The sequence below is a fragment of the Hyphomonas sp. genome, assembly GCF_965284475.1.
In the GTDB taxonomy this organism is placed as follows: domain Bacteria; phylum Pseudomonadota; class Alphaproteobacteria; order Caulobacterales; family Hyphomonadaceae; genus Hyphomonas.
Window position 1 is genome coordinate 3,061,507 of sequence record NZ_OZ260087.1, and the last position, 19,788, is coordinate 3,081,294.

Annotated in this window: 19 protein-coding genes and 1 tRNA gene; 15 read left to right on the top strand and 5 right to left on the bottom strand. The window is 62.7% G+C overall.

The window, feature by feature from the left end; translation table 11 throughout:
• Positions 1 to 11: 11 nt before the first annotated feature.
• The 12 genes from ACQ66M_RS14825 (at position 12) to ACQ66M_RS14880 (ending at position 10,500) form a co-directional block, all read left to right on the top strand.
• Positions 12 to 446, top strand: a complete 435-nt coding sequence (locus ACQ66M_RS14825; protein ID WP_350171742.1) for a hypothetical protein — start codon at positions 12 to 14, stop codon at positions 444 to 446.
• Entirely contained in the window at positions 443 to 1,651 is a 1,209-nt protein-coding gene (locus tag ACQ66M_RS14830; RefSeq protein WP_350171744.1) for an LL-diaminopimelate aminotransferase, read from the top strand. The genes ACQ66M_RS14825 and ACQ66M_RS14830 overlap by 4 nt, the downstream gene beginning before the upstream one ends.
• A 214-nt stretch (positions 1,652 to 1,865) precedes the next feature.
• The gene (locus tag ACQ66M_RS14835) at positions 1,866 to 3,149 is read left to right on the top strand and encodes a homoserine dehydrogenase (protein WP_430404801.1); all 1,284 of its coding nucleotides are present in this window, start codon (positions 1,866 to 1,868) and stop codon (positions 3,147 to 3,149) included.
• A gap of 53 nt (positions 3,150 to 3,202) precedes the next feature.
• On the top strand, positions 3,203 to 4,156 hold the full coding sequence (gene glpX / locus ACQ66M_RS14840) for a class II fructose-bisphosphatase (RefSeq protein WP_350171748.1): 954 nt from the start codon (positions 3,203 to 3,205) through the stop codon (positions 4,154 to 4,156).
• 81 nt (positions 4,157 to 4,237) lie between these two features.
• Positions 4,238 to 6,031 (top strand): single-stranded-DNA-specific exonuclease RecJ, encoded by a 1,794-nt coding sequence (gene recJ / locus ACQ66M_RS14845; protein ID WP_430404803.1) that lies wholly within the window; start codon positions 4,238 to 4,240, stop codon positions 6,029 to 6,031.
• A gap of 79 nt (positions 6,032 to 6,110) precedes the next feature.
• Positions 6,111 to 6,185: transfer RNA gene (locus ACQ66M_RS14850), tRNA-Glu, on the top strand.
• 123 nt (positions 6,186 to 6,308) lie between these two features.
• Positions 6,309 to 6,833, top strand: a complete 525-nt coding sequence (locus tag ACQ66M_RS14855; RefSeq protein WP_430404805.1) for a cold-shock protein — start codon at positions 6,309 to 6,311, stop codon at positions 6,831 to 6,833.
• Between the two features lie 62 nt (positions 6,834 to 6,895).
• Positions 6,896 to 7,351, top strand: coding sequence for a DUF192 domain-containing protein (locus ACQ66M_RS14860; RefSeq protein ID WP_430404807.1), 456 nt, complete (start codon positions 6,896 to 6,898; stop codon positions 7,349 to 7,351).
• Between the two features lie 13 nt (positions 7,352 to 7,364).
• Complete coding sequence (locus tag ACQ66M_RS14865) at positions 7,365 to 7,778, top strand: PaaI family thioesterase (RefSeq protein ID WP_350171756.1); 414 nt, start codon at positions 7,365 to 7,367, stop codon at positions 7,776 to 7,778.
• 92 nt (positions 7,779 to 7,870) lie between these two features.
• Positions 7,871 to 9,289, top strand: a complete 1,419-nt coding sequence (locus ACQ66M_RS14870) for a cytochrome ubiquinol oxidase subunit I (protein WP_430404809.1) — start codon at positions 7,871 to 7,873, stop codon at positions 9,287 to 9,289.
• Between the two features lie 10 nt (positions 9,290 to 9,299).
• On the top strand, positions 9,300 to 10,349 hold the full coding sequence (gene cydB / locus ACQ66M_RS14875; protein ID WP_430404811.1) for a cytochrome d ubiquinol oxidase subunit II: 1,050 nt from the start codon (positions 9,300 to 9,302) through the stop codon (positions 10,347 to 10,349).
• Complete coding sequence (locus tag ACQ66M_RS14880; protein ID WP_350171762.1) at positions 10,342 to 10,500, top strand: hypothetical protein; 159 nt, start codon at positions 10,342 to 10,344, stop codon at positions 10,498 to 10,500. Before cydB ends, ACQ66M_RS14880 begins: the two co-directional genes overlap by 8 nt.
• On the opposite strand, the gene ACQ66M_RS14885 is transcribed toward ACQ66M_RS14880, so the two are convergent.
• Positions 10,497 to 11,675 (bottom strand): alpha/beta hydrolase, encoded by a 1,179-nt coding sequence (locus tag ACQ66M_RS14885; protein ID WP_430404813.1) that lies wholly within the window; start codon positions 11,673 to 11,675, stop codon positions 10,497 to 10,499. The two genes, ACQ66M_RS14880 and ACQ66M_RS14885, sit on opposite strands and share 4 nt — an antisense overlap.
• Positions 11,676 to 11,758: 83 nt before the next feature.
• Between ACQ66M_RS14885 and ACQ66M_RS14890 the strand changes: the two genes are divergently transcribed.
• Positions 11,759 to 12,454: a VOC family protein gene (locus ACQ66M_RS14890; RefSeq protein ID WP_430404815.1), complete on the top strand. Its 696-nt coding sequence runs from the start codon at positions 11,759 to 11,761 to the stop codon at positions 12,452 to 12,454.
• Here the strand turns inward: ACQ66M_RS14890 and ACQ66M_RS14895 are convergent.
• The 3 genes from ACQ66M_RS14895 to ACQ66M_RS14905 all read right to left on the bottom strand — a co-directional run bounded on the left by ACQ66M_RS14895 (position 12,451) and on the right by ACQ66M_RS14905 (position 16,170).
• Positions 12,451 to 13,617, bottom strand: a complete 1,167-nt coding sequence (locus ACQ66M_RS14895) for a CaiB/BaiF CoA transferase family protein (RefSeq protein ID WP_430404817.1) — start codon at positions 13,615 to 13,617, stop codon at positions 12,451 to 12,453. The genes ACQ66M_RS14890 and ACQ66M_RS14895 overlap by 4 nt on opposite strands.
• Before the next feature lie 43 nt (positions 13,618 to 13,660).
• The gene (locus ACQ66M_RS14900; protein ID WP_430404819.1) at positions 13,661 to 15,280 is read right to left on the bottom strand and encodes an acyl-CoA synthetase; all 1,620 of its coding nucleotides are present in this window, start codon (positions 15,278 to 15,280) and stop codon (positions 13,661 to 13,663) included.
• Between the two features lie 104 nt (positions 15,281 to 15,384).
• Positions 15,385 to 16,170, bottom strand: a complete 786-nt coding sequence (locus ACQ66M_RS14905) for an SDR family oxidoreductase (protein ID WP_430404821.1) — start codon at positions 16,168 to 16,170, stop codon at positions 15,385 to 15,387.
• 140 nt (positions 16,171 to 16,310) lie between these two features.
• On the opposite strand from ACQ66M_RS14905, the gene ACQ66M_RS14910 reads away from it, so the two are divergent.
• The gene (locus ACQ66M_RS14910; RefSeq protein WP_430404823.1) at positions 16,311 to 17,546 is read left to right on the top strand and encodes an acyl-CoA dehydrogenase family protein; all 1,236 of its coding nucleotides are present in this window, start codon (positions 16,311 to 16,313) and stop codon (positions 17,544 to 17,546) included.
• A 75-nt stretch (positions 17,547 to 17,621) separates the two neighbouring features.
• Positions 17,622 to 18,152: a hypothetical protein gene (locus ACQ66M_RS14915; protein WP_430404825.1), complete on the top strand. Its 531-nt coding sequence runs from the start codon at positions 17,622 to 17,624 to the stop codon at positions 18,150 to 18,152.
• Between the two features lie 158 nt (positions 18,153 to 18,310).
• On the opposite strand, the gene ACQ66M_RS14920 is transcribed toward ACQ66M_RS14915, so the two are convergent.
• Positions 18,311 to 19,726 (bottom strand): M20/M25/M40 family metallo-hydrolase, encoded by a 1,416-nt coding sequence (locus ACQ66M_RS14920; RefSeq protein WP_350171778.1) that lies wholly within the window; start codon positions 19,724 to 19,726, stop codon positions 18,311 to 18,313.
• Between the last annotated feature and the right edge of the window lie 62 nt (positions 19,727 to 19,788).

Below are 19,788 nucleotides of genomic sequence, written 5' to 3' on the forward strand. Positions count from 1 at the left end.
TGAGTTTAACCATGAAAAACACGACGATTCCCCTCATAGGCGTGTCCTGCCTGTTGCTGGTTGGGTGCTCCAGCTCGTTCGCGAAAGTACGCGGCGCCGTTAACCAGGCACCGGACTGGTACGAAACCCGCCGGGTCGAGATCCGGGGTGAGGGATATCCGGAACTCGTTGATGTGCCTACGATTGCACCCGGTGAACTGCCCGGCAAGACGCTGCCTGCATCTGCCGAACGTGTTGCGACATTGACCGCCGAATTCACAGACAACGCACGAGCGGAATTGCCGGCCAATGGGCCGGCCGAAATCGCCGCCGTTGGGAACGAGATCCGGCAGCAGTTTGCCGGTTTCGACGAGTCCTCGAATTTTCTTACTGACGCCGAAATTGCCGCTATCAGGAACAGCTTCAACGTACCGCGCGTCACCCAGGGTCTGAAAGGCCAGAGATGAATACCGAATTTCACAAGATCAGGCGCCTTCCTCCATACGTTTTCGAGCAAGTGAACAGGAGCAAGGCAGCCCTCCGCGCGGAAGGCGCTGACATTATCGACCTCGGCATGGGCAACCCGGACCTGCCGACACCGAAACACATTGTCGACAAGCTGGTCGAAACCGCGCGCAAGCCGGACGTCAACGGCTATTCCGCCTCGCGCGGCATTCCAGGCCTGCGCCGGGCGGTGACCGATTATTACAAGCGCCGTTTTGGCGTGACACTGGACAAGAACAGGGAAGTCATCGTCACGCTGGGCTCCAAGGAAGGCTTCGCCAACCTTGCCCAGGCGATTTCCGCGCCCGGCGATGTCATCCTGTCGCCTGATCCATCCTACCCGCTGCACTCGTTCGGCTTCATCATTGCGGGCGCTTCCATCCGCGCGGTCCCTGCGCCGTCGCCGGAGGATTATCTGCGTAACCTGGAAAAGGCCGTGAAGCATTGCGTTCCGCCGCCCACTGCCATGGTGCTCTGCTATCCGTCCAACCCGACGGCGGAGGTCTGCGACCTCGAATTCTACAAGGACGCGGTCAAGTTCGCGAAAAAGCACGATCTCTGGATCCTGTCAGACCTTGCCTACAATGAGATCTACTTCGAAGAGCCTACGCCCTCGATCCTGCAGGTGGATGGCGCGAAAGACATCGCGGTCGAGTTCACCACCATGTCCAAGACCTATTCCATGGCCGGCTGGCGCATGGGCTTCGTCGCGGGCAATGAAACCCTGATCGCCGCCCTCGCGCGCGTCAAATCCTATCTCGACTATGGGGCCTACACACCGATCCAGGTCGCCGCCGTAGCGGCGCTCGACGGTCCGCAGGACTGCGTCGATGATTTCCGCCAGATCTACAAGCAGCGCCGTGACGTGCTGGTTGAAAGCTTCACGCGGGCAGGGTGGGCCATTCCCAGCCCGAAAGCCTCCATGTTCGCCTGGGCACCCATTCCTGAGCCGCTGCGCCATCTCGGCAGCCTCGAATTCTCGCTCATGCTGATGAACGAGGCCCATGTCGCCGTCGCTCCCGGCGCCGGCTTCGGTGAGCATGGCGATGGCCATGTCCGCATTGCCCTCGTGGAGAATGAACAGCGCATCCGCCAGGCCGCGCGCAACATCCGCAAGTTCATGAGCAAGCACGGCGTGAAAGAGCTTTCAACCACCGCTGCAGAGTAGGGCCATCCTTCGCCACCAGCCTGACTGTGCCGCGTGAAATCTGAATCAGGTCTGCAGGACGGGTGACGCTTCGGTTTAGCCCGCCTGCGGCGCATTGATCTGCGGGGCTCTCCTGAGCTGATCGAGGCCCGGTATCGCGCCTTCACCCCTTTCCCCCGTGGCTCAAACGGGCTAGGCAGCAGCCCGAAACACAAGAGATGAAAAGGGGCGCCTCTTGGGGCCGTTGAAAATCGGAATAGCAGGTCTCGGCCATGTTGGCTGCGGATTGATCGAGCTGGTTGAGCGCCAGGACAAGCTGCGCTTGCCCGGAAAGGTCGAGATCACGGGCGTCAGTGCGCGGAGCCAGAGCCGTAACCGGCCCGTCGATACCGACAAGTATCGCTGGTTCGATGACGCGGCCACGCTGGCAGAAGACGCTGACGTCGATGTCTTTATCGAACTCATTGGCGGGTCCGATGGCCCGGCCAAGTTCGCCGTCGAAAGCGCTCTCAAGGCCGGCAAGCACGTCATTACGGCCAACAAGGCCCTGATGGCCAAGCATGGCATGGCGCTCGCCGCGCTGGCAGAGGAAAAAGGCGTCGACCTCCTGTTCGAAGCGGCCGTCGCCGGGGGCATCCCGGTCGTGCGCGTCCTCCGCGACAGCCTCGCCGGTGTCGAGATCAAGCGTGTTGCCGGCATTCTCAACGGCACATGCAACTTCCTGACGACCACAATGCTGGAAACCGGCCGGTCCTATGACGAGGTCCTCGAAGAGGCCCAGAAGCTTGGCTATGCCGAAGCCGACCCGACACTTGATGTGTCCGGCATGGACGCCGCCCACAAGGCCGCCATCCTCTCGGCCATCGCGTTTTCGGCCGATCTCGATTTCTCCAAGGTCAGCGTGTCCGGTGTCGACCAGATCGACCTGCTGGACCTGAAACTGGCCGACCGTCTCGGCCTGCGCATCAAGCTGATCGCCGAGGGCGTCCTGACAGATGCCGGCGTCGTCTGCCGCGTCGAGCCCATGGCGCTTACGATCAATCACCCGCTGGCGCGCGTCAACGGCTCTCTCAATACTGTCCGCATCGAGGGCGACCCCGTCGGGGCCATCACGCTGACGGGCCCCGGCGCAGGCGCAGGCCCGACCGCCAGTGCCGTCATGGGCGATGTCGCCAAGATGTTCCGCCCCGCCATCCGCCCGGCCTTTGGCCGCGCAGAGCACCATCTCGCCCGCCCGTTCGTGTCCAGTGTCGGTGACGAAACGTCCGCCTTCTTCCTGCGCGTCCGTCTGGCTGACAAGCCGGGCGCCCTTGCGGCCCTGACAGAGGCGCTCGCGGCAGAAGGCGTGTCGGTGAACCAGCTCCTGCAGGATTCAGCCGACGAATCCGGCGCCAGCCCGGTTGCCATCGTGACCCACCGCTGTCCGCGTTCACACATGAAGGCCGCCCTGGCGCGTCTCGAGAAGCTGACAATGCTGATCGACACGCCACGCCTCATACGGATCGAAGCGGCGAGCTAGTTGTTCTAATGAATTGCGCCGTGTTTCAGGGGCGCGCCAAGGGATGGAATGCGATGAAAAACAACGTTCTGACGCCAGGCCTCGCTGACGCGATGGTCCGCGTGACCGAGCTGGCCGCCATCGCGGCTGCGACCGAAACCGGCCGTGGCGATGAGAAGCGGGCCGATGCCGCGGCCGTTGACGCCATGCGCAGCGCCTTCAACGCCGTCGATTTCAAGGGACGTGTCGTCATCGGCGAGGGTGAGCGCGATGAAGCGCCAATGCTCTATATCGGCGAAGAAGTCGGCACCGGCAGCGGCCCGGAGATCGACATCGCGCTCGATCCGCTCGAAGGCACCACGCTTACCGCCAAGGCCATGTCCAATGCGCTGGCTGTGCTGGCCATTGCGCCGCGCGGCGGCCTGCTGCATGCGCCTGACACCTATATGGACAAGGTTGCCGTCGGTCCCGGCTACCCGGAAGGCATCATCAGCCTCGATGCGACGCCCGCCGAGAACGTCACGGCGCTTGCTGCCCACAAGGGTGTCTCCGTGACCGAGATGACCGTTTGCGTCCTCGACCGTCCACGCCACGAGGACATCATTGCCAGCCTGCGCGGCGTCGGTGCCCGCATTGCCCTGATCACGGATGGCGATATTGCCGGCGTCATTGCCACGACCGATCCGCAGACCGCGATCGACTTCTATGTCGGTTCAGGCGGTGCGCCCGAAGGCGTGCTGGCCGCCGCCGCTCTCAAATGTGTCGGGGGCCAGATGTTCGGCCGCCTCATCTTCCGCAATGATGACGAGAAAAAGCGGGCCGCGCGTGTCGGTATCACAGATTTCGACCGGATATATTCGCTGAACGAACTTGCCTCCGGTGAAACCGTGTTCTGCGCCACAGGCGTGACAAGTGGCAGCATGCTGAAGGGCGTCCGCATCAAGGGCGGCCGCGTGCAGACGCATACGCTCGTGATGACCTCCGCTGATGGCATGGTCCGGCACGTCTGGTCCGACCGCAAGGCCTGAGAACTGCGCGGGCAGGTCACAGCCACCCGGATTTGGGCTAGGATAAGTTTCCCGATTCTCTGACAGGAAGCCCGTCCCGACATGGCAGAAGCCGCGCGCCAGACACATTCCCGCCTTTTCGAGGTGGACCAGTCCGCTACGGGGCGGTTCTGGACGCTGGCAGAGGCCGACGAGGCCCTTGTGCGCCGTCTCGCCCCCAGTGTCGGCGGCTCCGACCTGCTGGCGCGCCTCCTCGCCACGCGACATGTCGATCCGGCCAGTGCGGCGAGCTACCTGGCGCCCACATTGCGTGACTATTTCCCCGATCCGTCCAGCTTTGCCGACATGGACAAGGCGGCGCAGATCGTCCTCGACGCCATTCTTGATCGGAAACAGGTCACGGTCTTTGCTGACTATGATGTCGACGGCGGCACGTCCTCGGCCATCCTCGCCCGCTATTTCCGTGCATGGGGGCTGGACCTGGGTCTGTACGTGCCTGACAGGCTCGAGGAGGGCTACGGGCCGTCTCCGGCGGCCTTCCGCCACCTCAGGGACACCGGCTCCGATCTTGTCATTACGGTCGACTGCGGGGCGGCCGCGATCGCCGCCCTGAACGAGGCAGAATCGATCGGCCTGCCGATTGTTGTGATCGACCACCACCTGATGTCTGGTGAACACCCGCCTTCGGCGGCGCTGGTCAACCCGAACCGGCCTGATGACACGTCCGGCTGCGGCCACCTCGCGGCGGCAGGCGTGGTCTTTGTCTTCGTGGCGGCGCTGAACCGTCTGGCGCGCGAACGCGGCATCGCGCCGGAATCCGGCTTGCCGGACATCATGCCCTTCCTGGACCTCTGCGCCCTCGGCACGCTGTGCGACATGGCTCCGCTGCACGGCGTCAACCGCGCTTTCGTGCGCCAGGGCCTCACCATCATGGCCCGCGACCAGAATCCCGGCCTGCGCGCCCTCGCTGACGTGGCCGGGATCGGCAGGACCGAGACAGTCTATCACGCCACCTTCATGCTGGGGCCGCGCCTGAATGCCGGCGGCCGGGTCGGCGACCCGTGGATCGCAGCAAAGCTCCTGGCAACCGATGACAGGCAGGAGGCCATCGAACTCGCAGAACGCCTCCATGCGCTCAATGACGAACGCAAGGCCGTCGAGAGCGCCATTCTCGATCAGGCCATGGCGCAGGCAGAGCAGGCGCTTGCCCGCAACCCGGAGCGCGGCATCCTCGTCGCCAGTGGCGAGGGCTGGCATCCCGGCGTTATCGGCATTGTCGCCGGCCGCATGAAGGACCGCTACCACCTGCCCAGCATCGTGATTGGCTGGGGGGAGGGGCTTGGCCCCGTCGCCAAAGGGTCGGGCCGCTCCGTCACCGGCGTGAATATTGGCGAGGCCATCACGATGGCCGCGCGAGAGGGCATCATTCTCTCCGGCGGGGGCCATGCCATGGCGGGCGGCCTCAGCCTCGAACCGTCACAGGTGGCCGCCTTTGACGACTGGATGGTCGCGCATATGGCGCAGTTTTCGGCCGAGCGGACCGCAGCGCTGGAGCTGAAGATTGACGCCGTACTGGCACCCGGCGCCGCGAGCCCGGCGCTCGTCGATCAGATCGCGCAGATAGGTCCCTTTGGCATCGGATCGCCGGAACCCATCTTTGCGCTCCAGTCTGTGCATGTCACCGGCGTGCGCCCGGTCGGTGCCAACCATGTGCGCTTCATTGCGGAAGATGCCGGCGGGCGGCTCGAATGCATCGCCTGGCGCGCGGCAGACACCCCGCTCGGGCACGTCCTGACCAATGGGGCCCGTGTGCATCTGACCGGAAAACTAAAGGCCGATGAATGGAACGGACGTCGCCGCGTCCAGCTGGACGTGGCTGACGCTGCTGCGGGCTGAACATTCTGCAGATATGGGGCGAAACCGGGTTGCCCTCACCTGAAACAGCCGCTATATCGCCCTTTCTCAAAACCGGTGCGGTCCCTTCGTCTATCGGTTAGGACGTCAGGTTTTCAACCTGAAAAGAGGGGTTCGACTCCCCTAGGGACTGCCACGGTTTTCTTCCCGCAATCAACGTCTTATGCCGCGAATGCTGAACTTATCAGCTTTTGTTGTGAAGATCGCGTGACAAGCGCGCCTTCACATTTTAGGTTACCTCCTAGGGGAATTTGGGTTGATGACGAGAGCTGTGGCAAAATCCGAATCAGACATGCCGGGCGCTGAGCCCGTGGTGCGTGTTATTGGCCGCGTGAAGTGGTTTGATAGCGCCAAGGGCTATGGATTCATTGTGGCGGAATCCACGTCAGACGCCTCGCTGACAGGTGACGTCATGCTGCACGTCTCCTGCCTGCGTGACTATGGCGAAGCCTATGCTGACGAGGATGCGCGCATTGTCTGCGACGCTGTCCATCGCGGCCGCAGCTGGCAGACCGCACATATCATCGAAATGGAACGCCCCCGCGCCGTGGTTGCCCGCGAAAAGGGCGTCGAGTTTGACTACACGCCCGTGACGCTCAAATGGTTCAACCGTACGCGCGGCTATGGCTTCGTGCATCGCGACGGCCTTGAAGTGGATATCTTCGTGCATGCGGTCCACCTGAAAAAGGCGGGCTATGATGATGTCGAGCCAGGCACAAGGCTGGACGTTGTCATCGAGACGGGTTGCAAGGGCGATCACGTCACGTCGGTCAAACCGCGTTAGACCCCATTTTCTGCAGCCAAGATCGCTTGCCCAGCCCAGAATGCGCGGCTAAACCAACGCCCATGACCCGTTTGATCGCCAGCCTTTTCGCCGCCACGTTTTTCTTCGTCCAGGGCGCTTTCGCGCAGCTGGAAACCGGACCGCTTGAAATCGACACGGGCGATTCAGTCCACAAGTTCACGGTCGAACTCGCAAACGATCCGGAAGAGATCCGCACGGGCATGATGAACCGGGAATCCATGGCGTCGAATGCTGGCATGCTGTTCGATTTCGGCCAGCCGCGCCAGGCGAGCATGTGGATGAAGGATACGCTGATCCCGCTCGACATGCTGTTCATCGCGCCCGACGGCAAAGTGCTGGCAATTGCCCGCAATGCCGTTCCGGGCTCGCTGCGTACGATCGGTCCCGGCGTGCCGGTCAAGGCTGTACTTGAGCTGAATGGCGGGCGCAGCGAAGCGCTGGGAATAGAGCCTGGCGACACGGTCCGGCATGAGGTGCTCGGAAACCTTGGCGGATGATCCGCACCGCGTCATGAATCCGCCACCTGCGGGCTTCGCGCCAACGCCGTCGCGCGGCAAGTTCACCCTGCACAATGGCCCTACCTATCGCGCCACTGCCGATGGCGACATCCGGACAGGCATGTGGGTGCTGGACCGTCACTGCAACGGGATGGGCTTCCTGCATGGCGGCATGATCTCGGCCTTCGCCGACAGTGCCCTCGCCTGGGCGGTCTGGAGCGCGACGGGCCGCATGTCCGTCACCATCAAGCTGACGCTCGAATTCATGGACATCGTGCCCGAAGGCACCTGGCTGGAGGCGCATCCCGAAGTGACGGCCGTTGACGGAGACCTCGTCCATGTCCGCGCAAGACTCATCAAGCCGGACGGTCACATTGCGGCCCGCGCGGATGCCGTGTTCCGCTCGCTGCGGCGGCGCACCACATGAGGCAGGATGGCGCGCGACAACGCTAAACGCGCAAAACGAAACGAACTGTGCTAATCCGTCAGGGATAAAAACATCCAGGGGGCACTGCACCGATGGAATTTGACGCATTACTGCTCTCGCGAATCCAGTTCGCATTCGTCATCGCCTTTCACATCATGTTTCCGGCCTTCACGATCGGCCTCGCGACGTTCCTGGCCGTCTGCGAAGGCCTTTGGTTGAAAACCGGTCATGAGGCGTTCAAGCGGCTTTACCTTCACTGGGTGAAGATCTTCGCGCTCGCCTTCGCCATGGGCGTCGTCTCCGGCGTCGTGATGAGTTACCAGTTCGGCACCAATTGGAGCGTCTTCTCCGAAATCGCCGGCAGCGTCATCGGCCCGCTCCTCGGCTATGAAGTCCTCACAGCCTTCTTCCTTGAGGCGACCTTCCTCGGTGTCATGCTGTTCGGCTGGAACAAGGTCGGCCGCAAGCTCCATTTCGTCGCCACCTGTGCCGTCGCCATCGGCACCACGATTTCCGCCTTCTGGATCCTGTCGGCGAACAGCTGGATGCAGACACCGGACGGCTTCGCCATCGATCCTGAGACCGGCAATTTCTACGCCACCGACTGGATCAAGGTCATCTTCAATCCCAGCTTCCCGTCGCGCCTGGCCCACATGCTGCTCGCCGCCTACATTACCACCGCCGCCGTCGTCCTTGCGGCAGGCGCCTGGCAGGTCATTCGCGGCCGCATCACCACGCCAACGCGCTGGCAGATCCGTATGGCGGCCGGCACGCTGGCCGTCCTGATGCCGATCCAGATCATGGTCGGCCATGAATCCGGCCTCGTCGCGCATGAGCACCAGCCCGCCAAGATTGCCGCCGCCGAAGGCTGGTGCGAAAGCGCGCCGGTGCAGGGAACTGTCCTGCTGGCCTGGCCCGCAGACAATGCCTGCGGCCTGGACGGCATCACAATTCCCGGCACCAGCCCGATCCTCTTTCCCGGCACACCTGAAGGGGAAGACCTCAAAGGCCTCGATGCCTTCGACAAGGCCGATACGCCGCCGATCTGGCTGGTCTTCTACAGTTTCCGCATCATGTTTGCCGCTGGCATGGCCATGCTCGGACTTGGTCTCTGGGGCTGTTTCCTCTGGTGGCGCGGGCGACTTGACGAGAAGGGCCTCTTCCACTGGGCCGCCGTTCCCGGTGGGGCGCTCGGCTTCATTGCCGTGATCACCGGATGGATCGTCGCCGAAGTTGGCCGCCAACCCTACACGATCTATGGCTACCTGCGCACGGCCGACAGTGTCTCGCCCGTCTCCACCGCGCAGGTCGCAACCTCACTGCTCGTCTTCATGGTCACCTATGCGATCATCTTTACCGCCGGGACGATCTACATGGCGCGCATCGCGACACGTGGCTTTGACGACGATCCCATGGGCAAGCCCGCACGCGAGCGCCGTGCGCCCGGTTCACCGCTTGGCGCCGTGGACGATCCTGCCGAGACCGGCGAAGACATTGTAACAGCGGACTAGGAGAGAACAGATGGCACTCGACCTTCCACTGATCTGGGGCTTCATCCTCGCCATTGGCGTCATGATGTATGTCCTGCTCGACGGCTTCGACCTCGGCGTCGGCATGCTCACCTTCCTTGCCCGCTCCGATGAGGAGCGCAACATGATGACCGCGACGATAGAACCGGTCTGGGACGGCAACGAGACATGGCTCATCATTGGCGGCGGCGGCCTGTTCGCTGCCTTTCCGGCCGCCTACGGGATCATCATGCCGGCCTTCTATCTTCCGGTCCTGGTCATGCTCGCGGCGCTGATCTTTCGCGGCGTTGCGTTCGAGTTCCGTCACAAGGCCGTGCGCACCACCACGCGCAGGTTCTGGAATGGTGCCTTCTTCGGCGGCTCGGCCACGGCAGCCTTTTCCCAGGGCCTCATGCTTGGCGGCATGATCCAGGGGATCAAGGTTGAAGGCGGCGCCTTTGCTGGCGGGGCATTCGACTGGCTGACGCCATTCTCGCTGCTGGTCGGGCTGGCCGTCGTGATCGGATATGTGATGCTGGGGGCATGCTGGCTCGTGCTCAAGACGGAAGACGACCTCTTCCTGCGGGCCCGGAAATGGGCGCGCCTGTCGCTGGCCGGGGTGGCGGTCGGCTTCCTCGCGGTCAGCCTCGCCACGCTCGCCATCGACCCGTCAGTGGGCGAACGCTGGGGCTTCTCCATGACCCATGTCGACTTTGCCAAGCTGTTGCCTCTGTCGCCTGCGCCGCTGGCCGGCATGTTCTTCTGCGCCTGGCTCTGGCGAGACCTGTCCATGAAGACCGGCCCCGGAAGCGCACCGGACTGGCGGCCTTACCTTCTGGCCGCCGGTATTTTCCTGTCCGGTTATGTTGGCCTTGGCCTCAGCCTTTATCCCTATATTGTGCCCTTTGAATATACGCTCTGGGAAGCGGCAGCCCGCGACAATGCCCTCGCATTCCTGCTGGTCGGTGCGGTCATCATGCTGCCCATCATCCTGATGTACACGGCGTTCGTGTACCGCCTGTTCTGGGGCAAGGTAAAACCGGGGGACGGCTACCATGCCTGACCCCGTCTTCCGCCCCACCGAGCCCTTGCCGGACAACCAGTCCGAAGGCCCGCTCATCAAACGCGTCCTGTGGTTTGTCGGCATCGCGCTCATCTCGATGCTCGTCGTGGCCGCCGTCGCCTATACGCTCAGGTCGCTGCTGTTCCTCTAGATGTCCGGGGCGGCCGGCTGCCGGAACAGACGCCGCGCACCCGTCCAGTCCGATACCTGCTTGACGGCTTGCGGCAGCAGGTCGGGCCGTTCGATATAGTAATGGTCGGCGCCGCTGATTGTCACCATCTGCTTGTCTTCCGATCCCACAGCGTCAAACAGCCGCTGCGCATGGCTCGGCGTGCAGGCGAGGTCGGCCGAATTGCTGATCACCAGGACGGGGCAGGTGATGCGCGACGCGTTGCCGGTTCCGTCGGCCCGGCTCCTGTCATAGCTCCACTGCGACAGCCACGAGCGCAGCGTCGTGAACCGGCCAAGCCCCACCGGCCCGTCATTGGCAATCTTCGGGTCGCCCAGGTAGCAGGTGCCCGGCGTACGGTCGGACGGGTCCTGCAACGGGTCCAGCCAGCGCACATCACTCATCGTACCCTGCACCACGAAACACCGCTCTGCGTCGGGATCAGGCCCGGCCGTTATCTCGGCAAGCTGAGCCAGCACGCGGTCCGTGATGCGCCGGTTGCGCGCTACTTGCGCCGCGCGGAACCGTGCAACGAATTCGGGTGTGTACGGAGGTTGGCTGGCGCAGGCAGGGTCATAGATGTTCAACTCCCTGTCCCGCTCGAACGGCCTGTCTTCGTCCAGGATGGACGGGTCGATCCATTCGGTCATCGTGTGCGACCGGCTGACATGCGCCGCCAGAAGCAATATGGCATCGGCGGGGATCAGGCCTGCGCCGGCAAGGTCCGCCGGGTCGCCCGCCGGTGTCTCGGTAATCGTCGGATTCTCGGCCTGGTCCTGATAGAACAGCGACAGCGACCCGCCGCCCGACCAGCCGCCCAGCACCACCTTTTCATACCCGAACCGCTTCTTCGCATCGGCAATGCACGCGCCGAGGTCCAGCACGCATTTCTCCATGATCAGCGCGGTGTCATTGCCGCGATAACGCGGATTGCAATATATGACATGATGGCCCGCATGGGCCAGCGACGTCACCAGCGGCAGGAAGCTGCCACCCCCTATCGGATGGCTGAAAATGATCACTGTATCGGCATCGCGCTCTTCTGGCCGGATGCGCATGCACTCAACGAACACCTGTCCCGCCGGGCCACCATAGGTTTCCTTCAACCGTCCGCTGTCGGCATGGACAAAACCGTAGGGTTCCCTTGCGATAGCCATCTGCGTGTTTCCTTGCCCTTGTTTTTCATGCAGCGCATACTTGCCGAAAGAACGATCAGGGGAAAGCAGGAAAGGTTCAAGTCATGCGTGAACAGTCCCGGCCGCAGCCGAGCGGCATTCATCACATCGCTATCATGGCGTCCGACATCAAGAAGCACATCGCCTTCTTTTCCGAGGTGATGAACTTTCCGCTTGTTGCGCTATTCGACATGCATGGCGTCCCGGGTGGCCTGCATGCCTTCCTGCAGATGAACGATCACAGCTTCTTCTCGGTGGTCCAGCTGCCGGATGTCGACAAGATCCCGGTCTCACTCGGCGTCACCCATTCGGGCAATGGTGCGCTGCCCAGCGCCGCTGGTACGATGCAGCATCTCGCCTTCCGCGCGGATGACCGCGACAGCCTCCTTGCCATGCGAGACCGTATCCGCAGTCACGGGATCAATGTCATCGGACCACTCGATCATGGCTTCTGCCACTCGATCTATTTTGCCGGGCCAGACCAGCTAACGCTGGAAGTGGCTGCGCCGGCCACGACAGTTGATCCGAAACAATGGATTGATCCGGCCGTGCTCGAAAAGGCTGGTATCTCGGCGGCAGAAGCGGAAGGCTACAAGGCGCCCGCGCCCTATGCAGGGCAGGGCAACGAGCCACAGCCACCCTATGATCCTGCCAAGCCGCACATGGTCTACCCGCCCGACATGTACCAGGCCATGCTGAAAACGCCGGATGATGTCATCGCCGCGTCCGCAAAATTCCCCGGTCCCCCCGTTCCGGCCTAGGCAGGCCGCCCCAACCAGCGCTCAAGGATCATGGCCGTGTCCTCGCCGACACTGCGCGGCGCCTGCTTGCGGATCGATCCCGGCGTCGCGGAGAATTTCGGGAACGTGTTCTGCATGGTTACCGGGCCAAGGTCCGGATCATCCAGCGTCACGACAGACTCGCGCGCCGCATAGTGCGGGTCTGCCAGCATGTCCTCGGCATCGTACACCTTGCCGGATGGCACCGCATGCGCCAGCAGTAGCGCTTCCAGTTCCGCAACCGTCAGCGTGCGCGTCCAGTCAGCGATGATATCGTCCAGTTCGGCCTGGTTTTCCCCTCGCGCCAGATGCGTTGCATAGCGCGGGTCGTCCGCCAGTTCCGGCCGTTCCATCGCGTCGCACAGGCGTTTGAAGATCGGGTCCTGGTTGCCGCCGATCAGAAAGTCACCATCCTGACACGGATAGACATTCGATGGTGCGATCTTTGGCAGGATCGCCCCGGTCCGCTGGCGCTTGTGGCCGGATGTCGAATAGTCCGCAACATAGCTTTCCATTACCTGCAGCACGCTTTCATACAGCGCCACGTCGATGACCTGCCCGTCGCCCGTCTTGTCCCGGTGGTGCAGCGCGGCCAGAATGCCCATGCAGCCATAAGTTGCCGCCAGCGAATCTCCGATCGAAATCCCCACCCGCGATGGCATCCTGTCCGGTTCGCCGACAATCCCGCGCAGGCCGCCAAAGCCTTCGCCGATCAGTCCAAATCCCGGCCGGCTCGCATACGGCCCCGTCTGGCCATAGCCCGACATGCGCGCCACGATCAGCCCCGGATGGGCCTTGCGCAATTCCGCCGGATCTAGGTGCCACTTCTCCAGCGCGCCGGGCCGGAAATTCTCGATCAATACATCGGCCTTGCCAATCAGGTCGCGGGCCAGCTGCTGGCCATCTTCCGTGCGCAGGTCCACCGCTACCGAATACTTGTTGCGGCCAATCACGCGCCACCAGGCGGGCTTGTCGCCCTGTCCCCATTCGCGCATCGGGTCGCCCTTGCCAGGCGGCTCCAGTTTCACCACTTCGGCGCCCATGTCGCCCAGCAGCTGGCCGCAGAAAGGCCCCGCGATGAGTTGCCCCATCTCGACGACCTTCAGGCCATGCAGCGGCCCATTCGGTTTTGGCGTGTCAGTCATGCCTGCCTGTAGCGCATTCCGCGTGGCGGCGCCAAGCCGGTGATCAGCCTTTCCCGGCCTGTTCTTCGGCAAAAGCCTTGATCGTCTTGTAGTCCGCCTTGCCGTTCACCGCCCGGCCAAGGTCCGGCTTGAAGAAGATGCGCTTGGGCGATTTGAACCGGGCAATCCTGGTCGCCACGAAGGCGCGCAATTCATCCTCGCTCACCTCACTGTCCAGCGACACTACGGCGGTCACCGCCTGACCCCATTTGTCATCCGGCAGGCCCACCACCAGCGCGTCGCGCACCGCATCATGTAGCTTCAGCGCCTCTTCGACCTCTTCGGGATAGACCTTTTCACCGGCCGTATTGATACAGTTGGACCCGCGCCCCAGCAGGGTCATCGAGCCGTCGGCTTCCACAGTGCACCAGTCACCCGGAATGGAATAGCGCACACCATTGATCGTCGGGAATGTCTTGGCTGTCTTCTCCGGATCCTTGTAATAGCCGAGCGGCACCGCGCCGCCGCGTGCCACGAATCCCGCTTCGCCGCTGCCCGGCTGTATCTCGCGATAGTCCTCGCTGAACACTTTGCAGTTCGGCCCCAGCTCGAATTTCGACGTCTTCACCTCACCGTCCGCCGTCATAGCCGATGATCCAAAGCCAACCGCTTCCGACGCGCCGAAACTGTCCATCATCGCCGCCTGCGGCATGTGCTTCAGCAGGCCGCGCTTGATCTCGACAGACCACATCACGCCGGACGATACGATGGCCACGACCGTCGACAGGTCATACTTGCCCGGATTGTCTTCCAGTTCCTTCAGCATCGGCTTACCGAACGCATCACCGACAATCGCCATATTGGTCACGCCATTGCGCTCGACCGTCTCCCACAGGTTCTGCGGGCTGAAATTCCTGTTCTCGGTCAGGGTCACGATCGCGCCGCCATTCAGCATCACGCCCATGGCCGTGAAAAGGCCGGTGCCGTGCATCAGCGGGCAGGCGGGAATGATCCGCGCATGGCGGCCCAGTTCCAGCGCATTGGCCACATGTTCGGCGAGGTCCTTTGGCACCACGCCACCCGCCTTGGCCACGCCGTCCATACCTGCCTGCCGCCAGATGCCATGAGACCACATCACGCCTTTCGGCATGCCGGTTGTCCCGCCCGTATAGAGGAACAGCAGGTCGTCGCCAGACCGTTCAATGCCCAGCGGCGAGGCATCGCCCTCGCTGGCAAGGTCTTCATACGCCACGGCAAAGTCCGGCACGCTGTCGCCGCCAATCTGCACCCATGCGATCACACCGGGCAAGCGGCTGCGCACACGCTCCACCTGCTCGATGAATTCCACGTCATAGAACACGACCGTCGCATCCGAATTGTCGAAAATGTAGACCAGCTCGTCATCCAGATAGCGGTAATTGACGTTCACATGCGTCAGGCGGCCTTTGAAACAGGCGGCCAGCGCCTCCATGTATTCCGGCTGGTTGCGCAGGTAGAAACCGGCTTTGTCGCCGGTCTTGGCGCCCATTTCACGCAGGTTCCGCGCCAGCCGGTTCGACCGGGCGGTCATCTCCGGCCAGGAAACCACACGGTCACCATGGATCAGGGCCGGGGAATCCTTGCCCAGCACCTCGCCCAGCGCATCCAGCATATCCCCGAAATTCCAGTCAAAAGCCTTGGCCACTGCGTGTCGTCTCCCTGATTGTTATTATGTCATGCGAACTGTACGGCCTTGCCGCGAGGGCAGCAAAGCCTGAAACGTAGATGGACGCGACGTCGCCCGTCAGGTCAGCGCGGCGCCATCCGGATCGCGCCGTCCAGCCGGATCGTCTGGCCGTTGAAATAGCCGTTCCGCGCAAATTCCATCGCCAGCGAGGCAAACTCTTCCGGCTTGCCGAGACGCTTGGGGAAGGGCACCGAGGCGGCAAGACTGTCGAGCACTTTCTGCGGCGCGCCCAGCATCAGGGGCGTGGCAAAGATGCCCGGCATGATCGAGTTCACGCGGATGCCAAGATCCATCAGGTCGCGCGCCAGCGGCAGGACCAGCCCGTTCACACCGGCCTTGCACGAGCCATAGACCACCTGTCCAATCTGCGCGTCCATCGCAGCAACCGATGCCGTCAGCGTAATCACGCCACGCTCGCCATCCTCGGTGATCGGCTCGGCATTCGCCATGCCAAGGGCCGAGATCGAGGCGACCCGGTAGGACGAAACCAAAATACCCTGCGCGCCGAATGCATAGTCTTCCGTCGGCAGGCGCTTGAAGGCGTGGCTCTCCTTGTCGAAGCGCAGCGTCTTGCCGCCCTTGGCCGTCATTGCGCAATGCACGGTCACGCGCTCCTGCCCATGCGCCGCGCGGGCTTTCTCGAACCCGTCCAGAACGGATTGCTCGTCCAGTATGTTCACCTTGCAGAACAGGCCGCCAATCGCCTTGGCAACGGCCTCGCCCTTTTCCTCATTGATGTCGAAGATGGCGACAGGTGCGCCCGCCTTGGCAAAGGCTTCGGCGGTGGCCTGTCCCAGGCCGGATGCGCCGCCGGTGACAACGAGCGGTGTGGTTTTGCTGATCTGCATGGGTTTCTCTCCTCGGGGTGCTGTTTTGCAGGATTTGTAGACCCGCCCCGGCCGACAGGGAACGCCTGACCACGCGGCACCCATGGGCAAGCGCCGGTTTCGGGCATAGCTTGCTGGGAACAGAAAAGGGAGAAAACAAAATGGCCATCGATTTCACCATTCCGGACGACGCCAAGGAAGTCCGCGAGCGCGTGCGCCAGTGGGTGCAGGACGAATGCATCCCCGCCGAAAAGGAAATGGCCGCCGGCAAGGCCTACAAGACCGTATTGGCCGAACTGCGCAAGAAGGCCCGCGCTCAGGGTCTCTGGCTGCCCTTCATCCCCGTCGAACATGGCGGCATGGGGCTCGGCCCCCTCGCCAACGCCCTCGTGCAGATGGAGCTCGGCCAGAGCCATCTCGGCGCCCTCTCGATGAACTCGCAAGGCCCCGATGACGCGACCATGCTCACGCTGCTCGCCCACGGTACGGACTTCCAGAAAGAGAGATACCTCAAGCCCCTGTTCAATGGCGACAAGCGCATCTGCTATTCGATGACCGAGAAAGCCGCTGGCGCCGATGCCACCGGCATGCAGACCACTGCCGTCAAAGACGGCAAGGGCAACTATGTTCTGAATGGCGAGAAATGGTTCTCCAGCGCCGCCAGCGCCGCCGACATTGCCGTCGTCATGGCCAAGACCAATCCCGACGCCCCGCGCCACCAGCAATTCTCGACCTTCATCGTCGAGCTGCCAAACCCCGGCTACCAGATCGTCCGCGACATCCCGACAATGGCGGTACACGGCGCACATTATGAAGAAATGGGCGGCGGCCATTCCGAGGTGCGAATCGACAACCTCATCGTGCCGGAGGAAAACCTGCTCGGCGGCGAAGGCGGCGGCTTCTCCATGGGCCAGCACCGGCTCGCCTATGGCCGCCTGCGCCACGGCATGCACAATGTCGCCATGGCCCAGCGCGCGCTCGACCTGGCAACCGAACATGTCACCAAGCGCACCACGTTCGGCAAGGGCCTCGAAGACCGCCAGGGCGTCCAGTTCATGCTCGCTGAATGTGCCAGCGAGCTTTACATCGCCCGCCTCATGCTCATGCACATCGCCTACAAGGCCGAGAACGGCATGGACCTGCGCCAGGAGAACGGCATCGCCAAGGTCTTCCTCGCCAACATGGTGCACAAGGTCGTCGACACCGCCATCCAGCTCCACGGCGCGCTTGGCTACAGCCTGGATACGCCGCTGGCCGCCTGGTACACTCATATCCGCTCCCAGCGTCTCGTCGACGGGCCGGACGAAGTGCACAAGTGGATCACCGGCAAGAACGTCATCCGCGCCTACAAGAAGGATGGTACCACGGCCGCGGCCGCAGGCGGAGACCTGCTCTAGGCCAGACCGGCCCCCGCTTGACAGGGCGTCCCTTTCGTTAGACTACATGTGTAGTCATAAACGGAGGAGACGCCCATGTTGCGTGTATCACTGCCAGCCATCCTGATCGCCACGGCCCTTGCGCTGCCTGTTGCCACCACGGCCTGCGCAAGCGAGCCTGTGGCCGAAGCCGAAGCGGCCGAGACGCTTGCCGAGACCGCCGACAGCGAAAAACAGCCTCATCGTGTCATCGTCAAGAAGATGCACAAAGTGTCCCTGGATGAAGACACAGAGGTCAATGTCCACAGCAAGCACGGAGAGAAAACCATCGTCCGTGTCATGGAACACGGCAAGCACACAACCCATGTCGCTGATTGTTCCGCCGGCGAAGGGGAAGACGGCCCCGTGAAATACGAGTTCCGCGATGAGAGCGAAGATGGCAGCGAAGTCGAGGTCAGTGTCATCTGCCTGACGGGCGACGAGGCCAAACCTGAAAACAAGGCCGCCGCACTCGAAAAGGCCATCGCCCACATGGAAGCGGAAGGCGAACGCGAAGCGGCCCACCGCGCCCGTACGCTGGAAAAGCTGAAAGCCGCACTCGCAAAGCTCAAGGCTGAATCTGAATAAGGGGCGGCCGCTGCGAGGGGGACAGAGTGATGGCGCACGCCCGCGCGTGCGCACATCACCCGTCATTTCAATGCGCTACCCCACCATTCACGCTCCTCGAAGGCGCGGTTTTAGGGGGGACGTGGCGGATTGAAAAGTCCCGGTCGGGTCAGCCCAGCCTATTCATCCGGTCCGGCCAGCTCTTTCAGCATGACATGGAAATGATCAAGCCCGTCATAAAAGCTGTCCACAGGCAGGCGCTCATTCAGGCCGTGCGCATATGTGTCGTTCGGCTTGGCCGCCGATCCGCCGACACCATACGTGTCATAGCCGAGGTTGCGGTAATGCATCCCGTCCGTGCCGCCCGATGACATGTGCGGCACCACCGGCACGTCGACACCCCGCTCCTCAAGCGCTGCATTCAGCGCCCCAAGCACGTCCTCGCGCAGGCCCGACTCGGGGCTCTCGACCAGGTCCGAGATCAGCTTGAACTTCACATCCTCATTGGCAACGACGTCCTTCAGCGTCTGTTCGGTCGCCTCAATGCCGACACCCGGGAAGATGCGGCAGTTCACTGTCGCGGTCGCAGATTGTGGCAATGCGTTCTCGGCATGGCCGCCGCGCAGCATGGTCGCGATACAGGTTGTTCCGATCGTTCCCACCGTGGACGGATCATCCCGTAGAATCTCGATCGCGTTTTCGTCTGTCGGGTCAGCAGCGAAGGCGCGCATTGCATTGCCGAGCTTGTCGAGCCGCTGACGCCCGCCCGCTTCAAGCGAAGCGCGTGTCAGCTCGCTTGAGCGAACCGGGAACTTGTACGCCTGGATATTCTTCAGCGCATCGGCAAGCTCATAGATCGCGTTGTCCTTGCGCGGAGCAGACGAATGTCCGCCTGGATTTGTCACGGTCAGCTCGAAGGTCGCATAGGTCTTCTCGGCGCCCTGAACGCCATAGATCAGCGGCTCACCATCCGGGCCGAGCGACAACCCGCCCGCATCGGCGTTCAGGATGAAGGCCGGTTTGATGGTCTCATGCACATAATTCGCCTGCGCGCGGGTCGACACCATGCCCGTCTCCTCATCGCCCGACAGCACCATGACAAGATCACGCGACGGCACGAAGCCTTCTTCCTTGAGGCGGATAAAGGTCGCCACCAGGCTGGTTACGCCATACTTGTTGTCCGCTGTGCCGCGCCCGAAGAAATAGCCCTCTTCTTCTGTCAGCTTGTAGGGATCACGTACCCAGTCCTCGGCCAGCGCATCGACCACATCCATATGCGCCAGCAGCACGATCGGGGCCTCGCTTGGCTCACCTTCTGCGCGGTACCAGACGATCAGTCCCTGCGTTGCCTCGCCGGTTGCATCATAGTCGGTGATCTGGATATCTTCGCCGGCGAAACCGGCTGCCTTCAGCTCGCCGACAATATAATCGACCACTTCGGGCACCTTTTCATGCCCGCGGGCCGAGCGAATCTCCACCACATTGCGATAGATTTCCCGCGCCTGCTGTTCGAATGCCGTGCGGTCCTGCGCGATGGCCTGTGGTGCGGCGGCCAGCATTGCTGCCGATACGATGAGCGAAAGCCTGAAATTCATTGGGATTGTCCTTGTTCTGTGCACGAGAAGGCAAATGTTTGAGGCCGACCTTACCCTGCTCG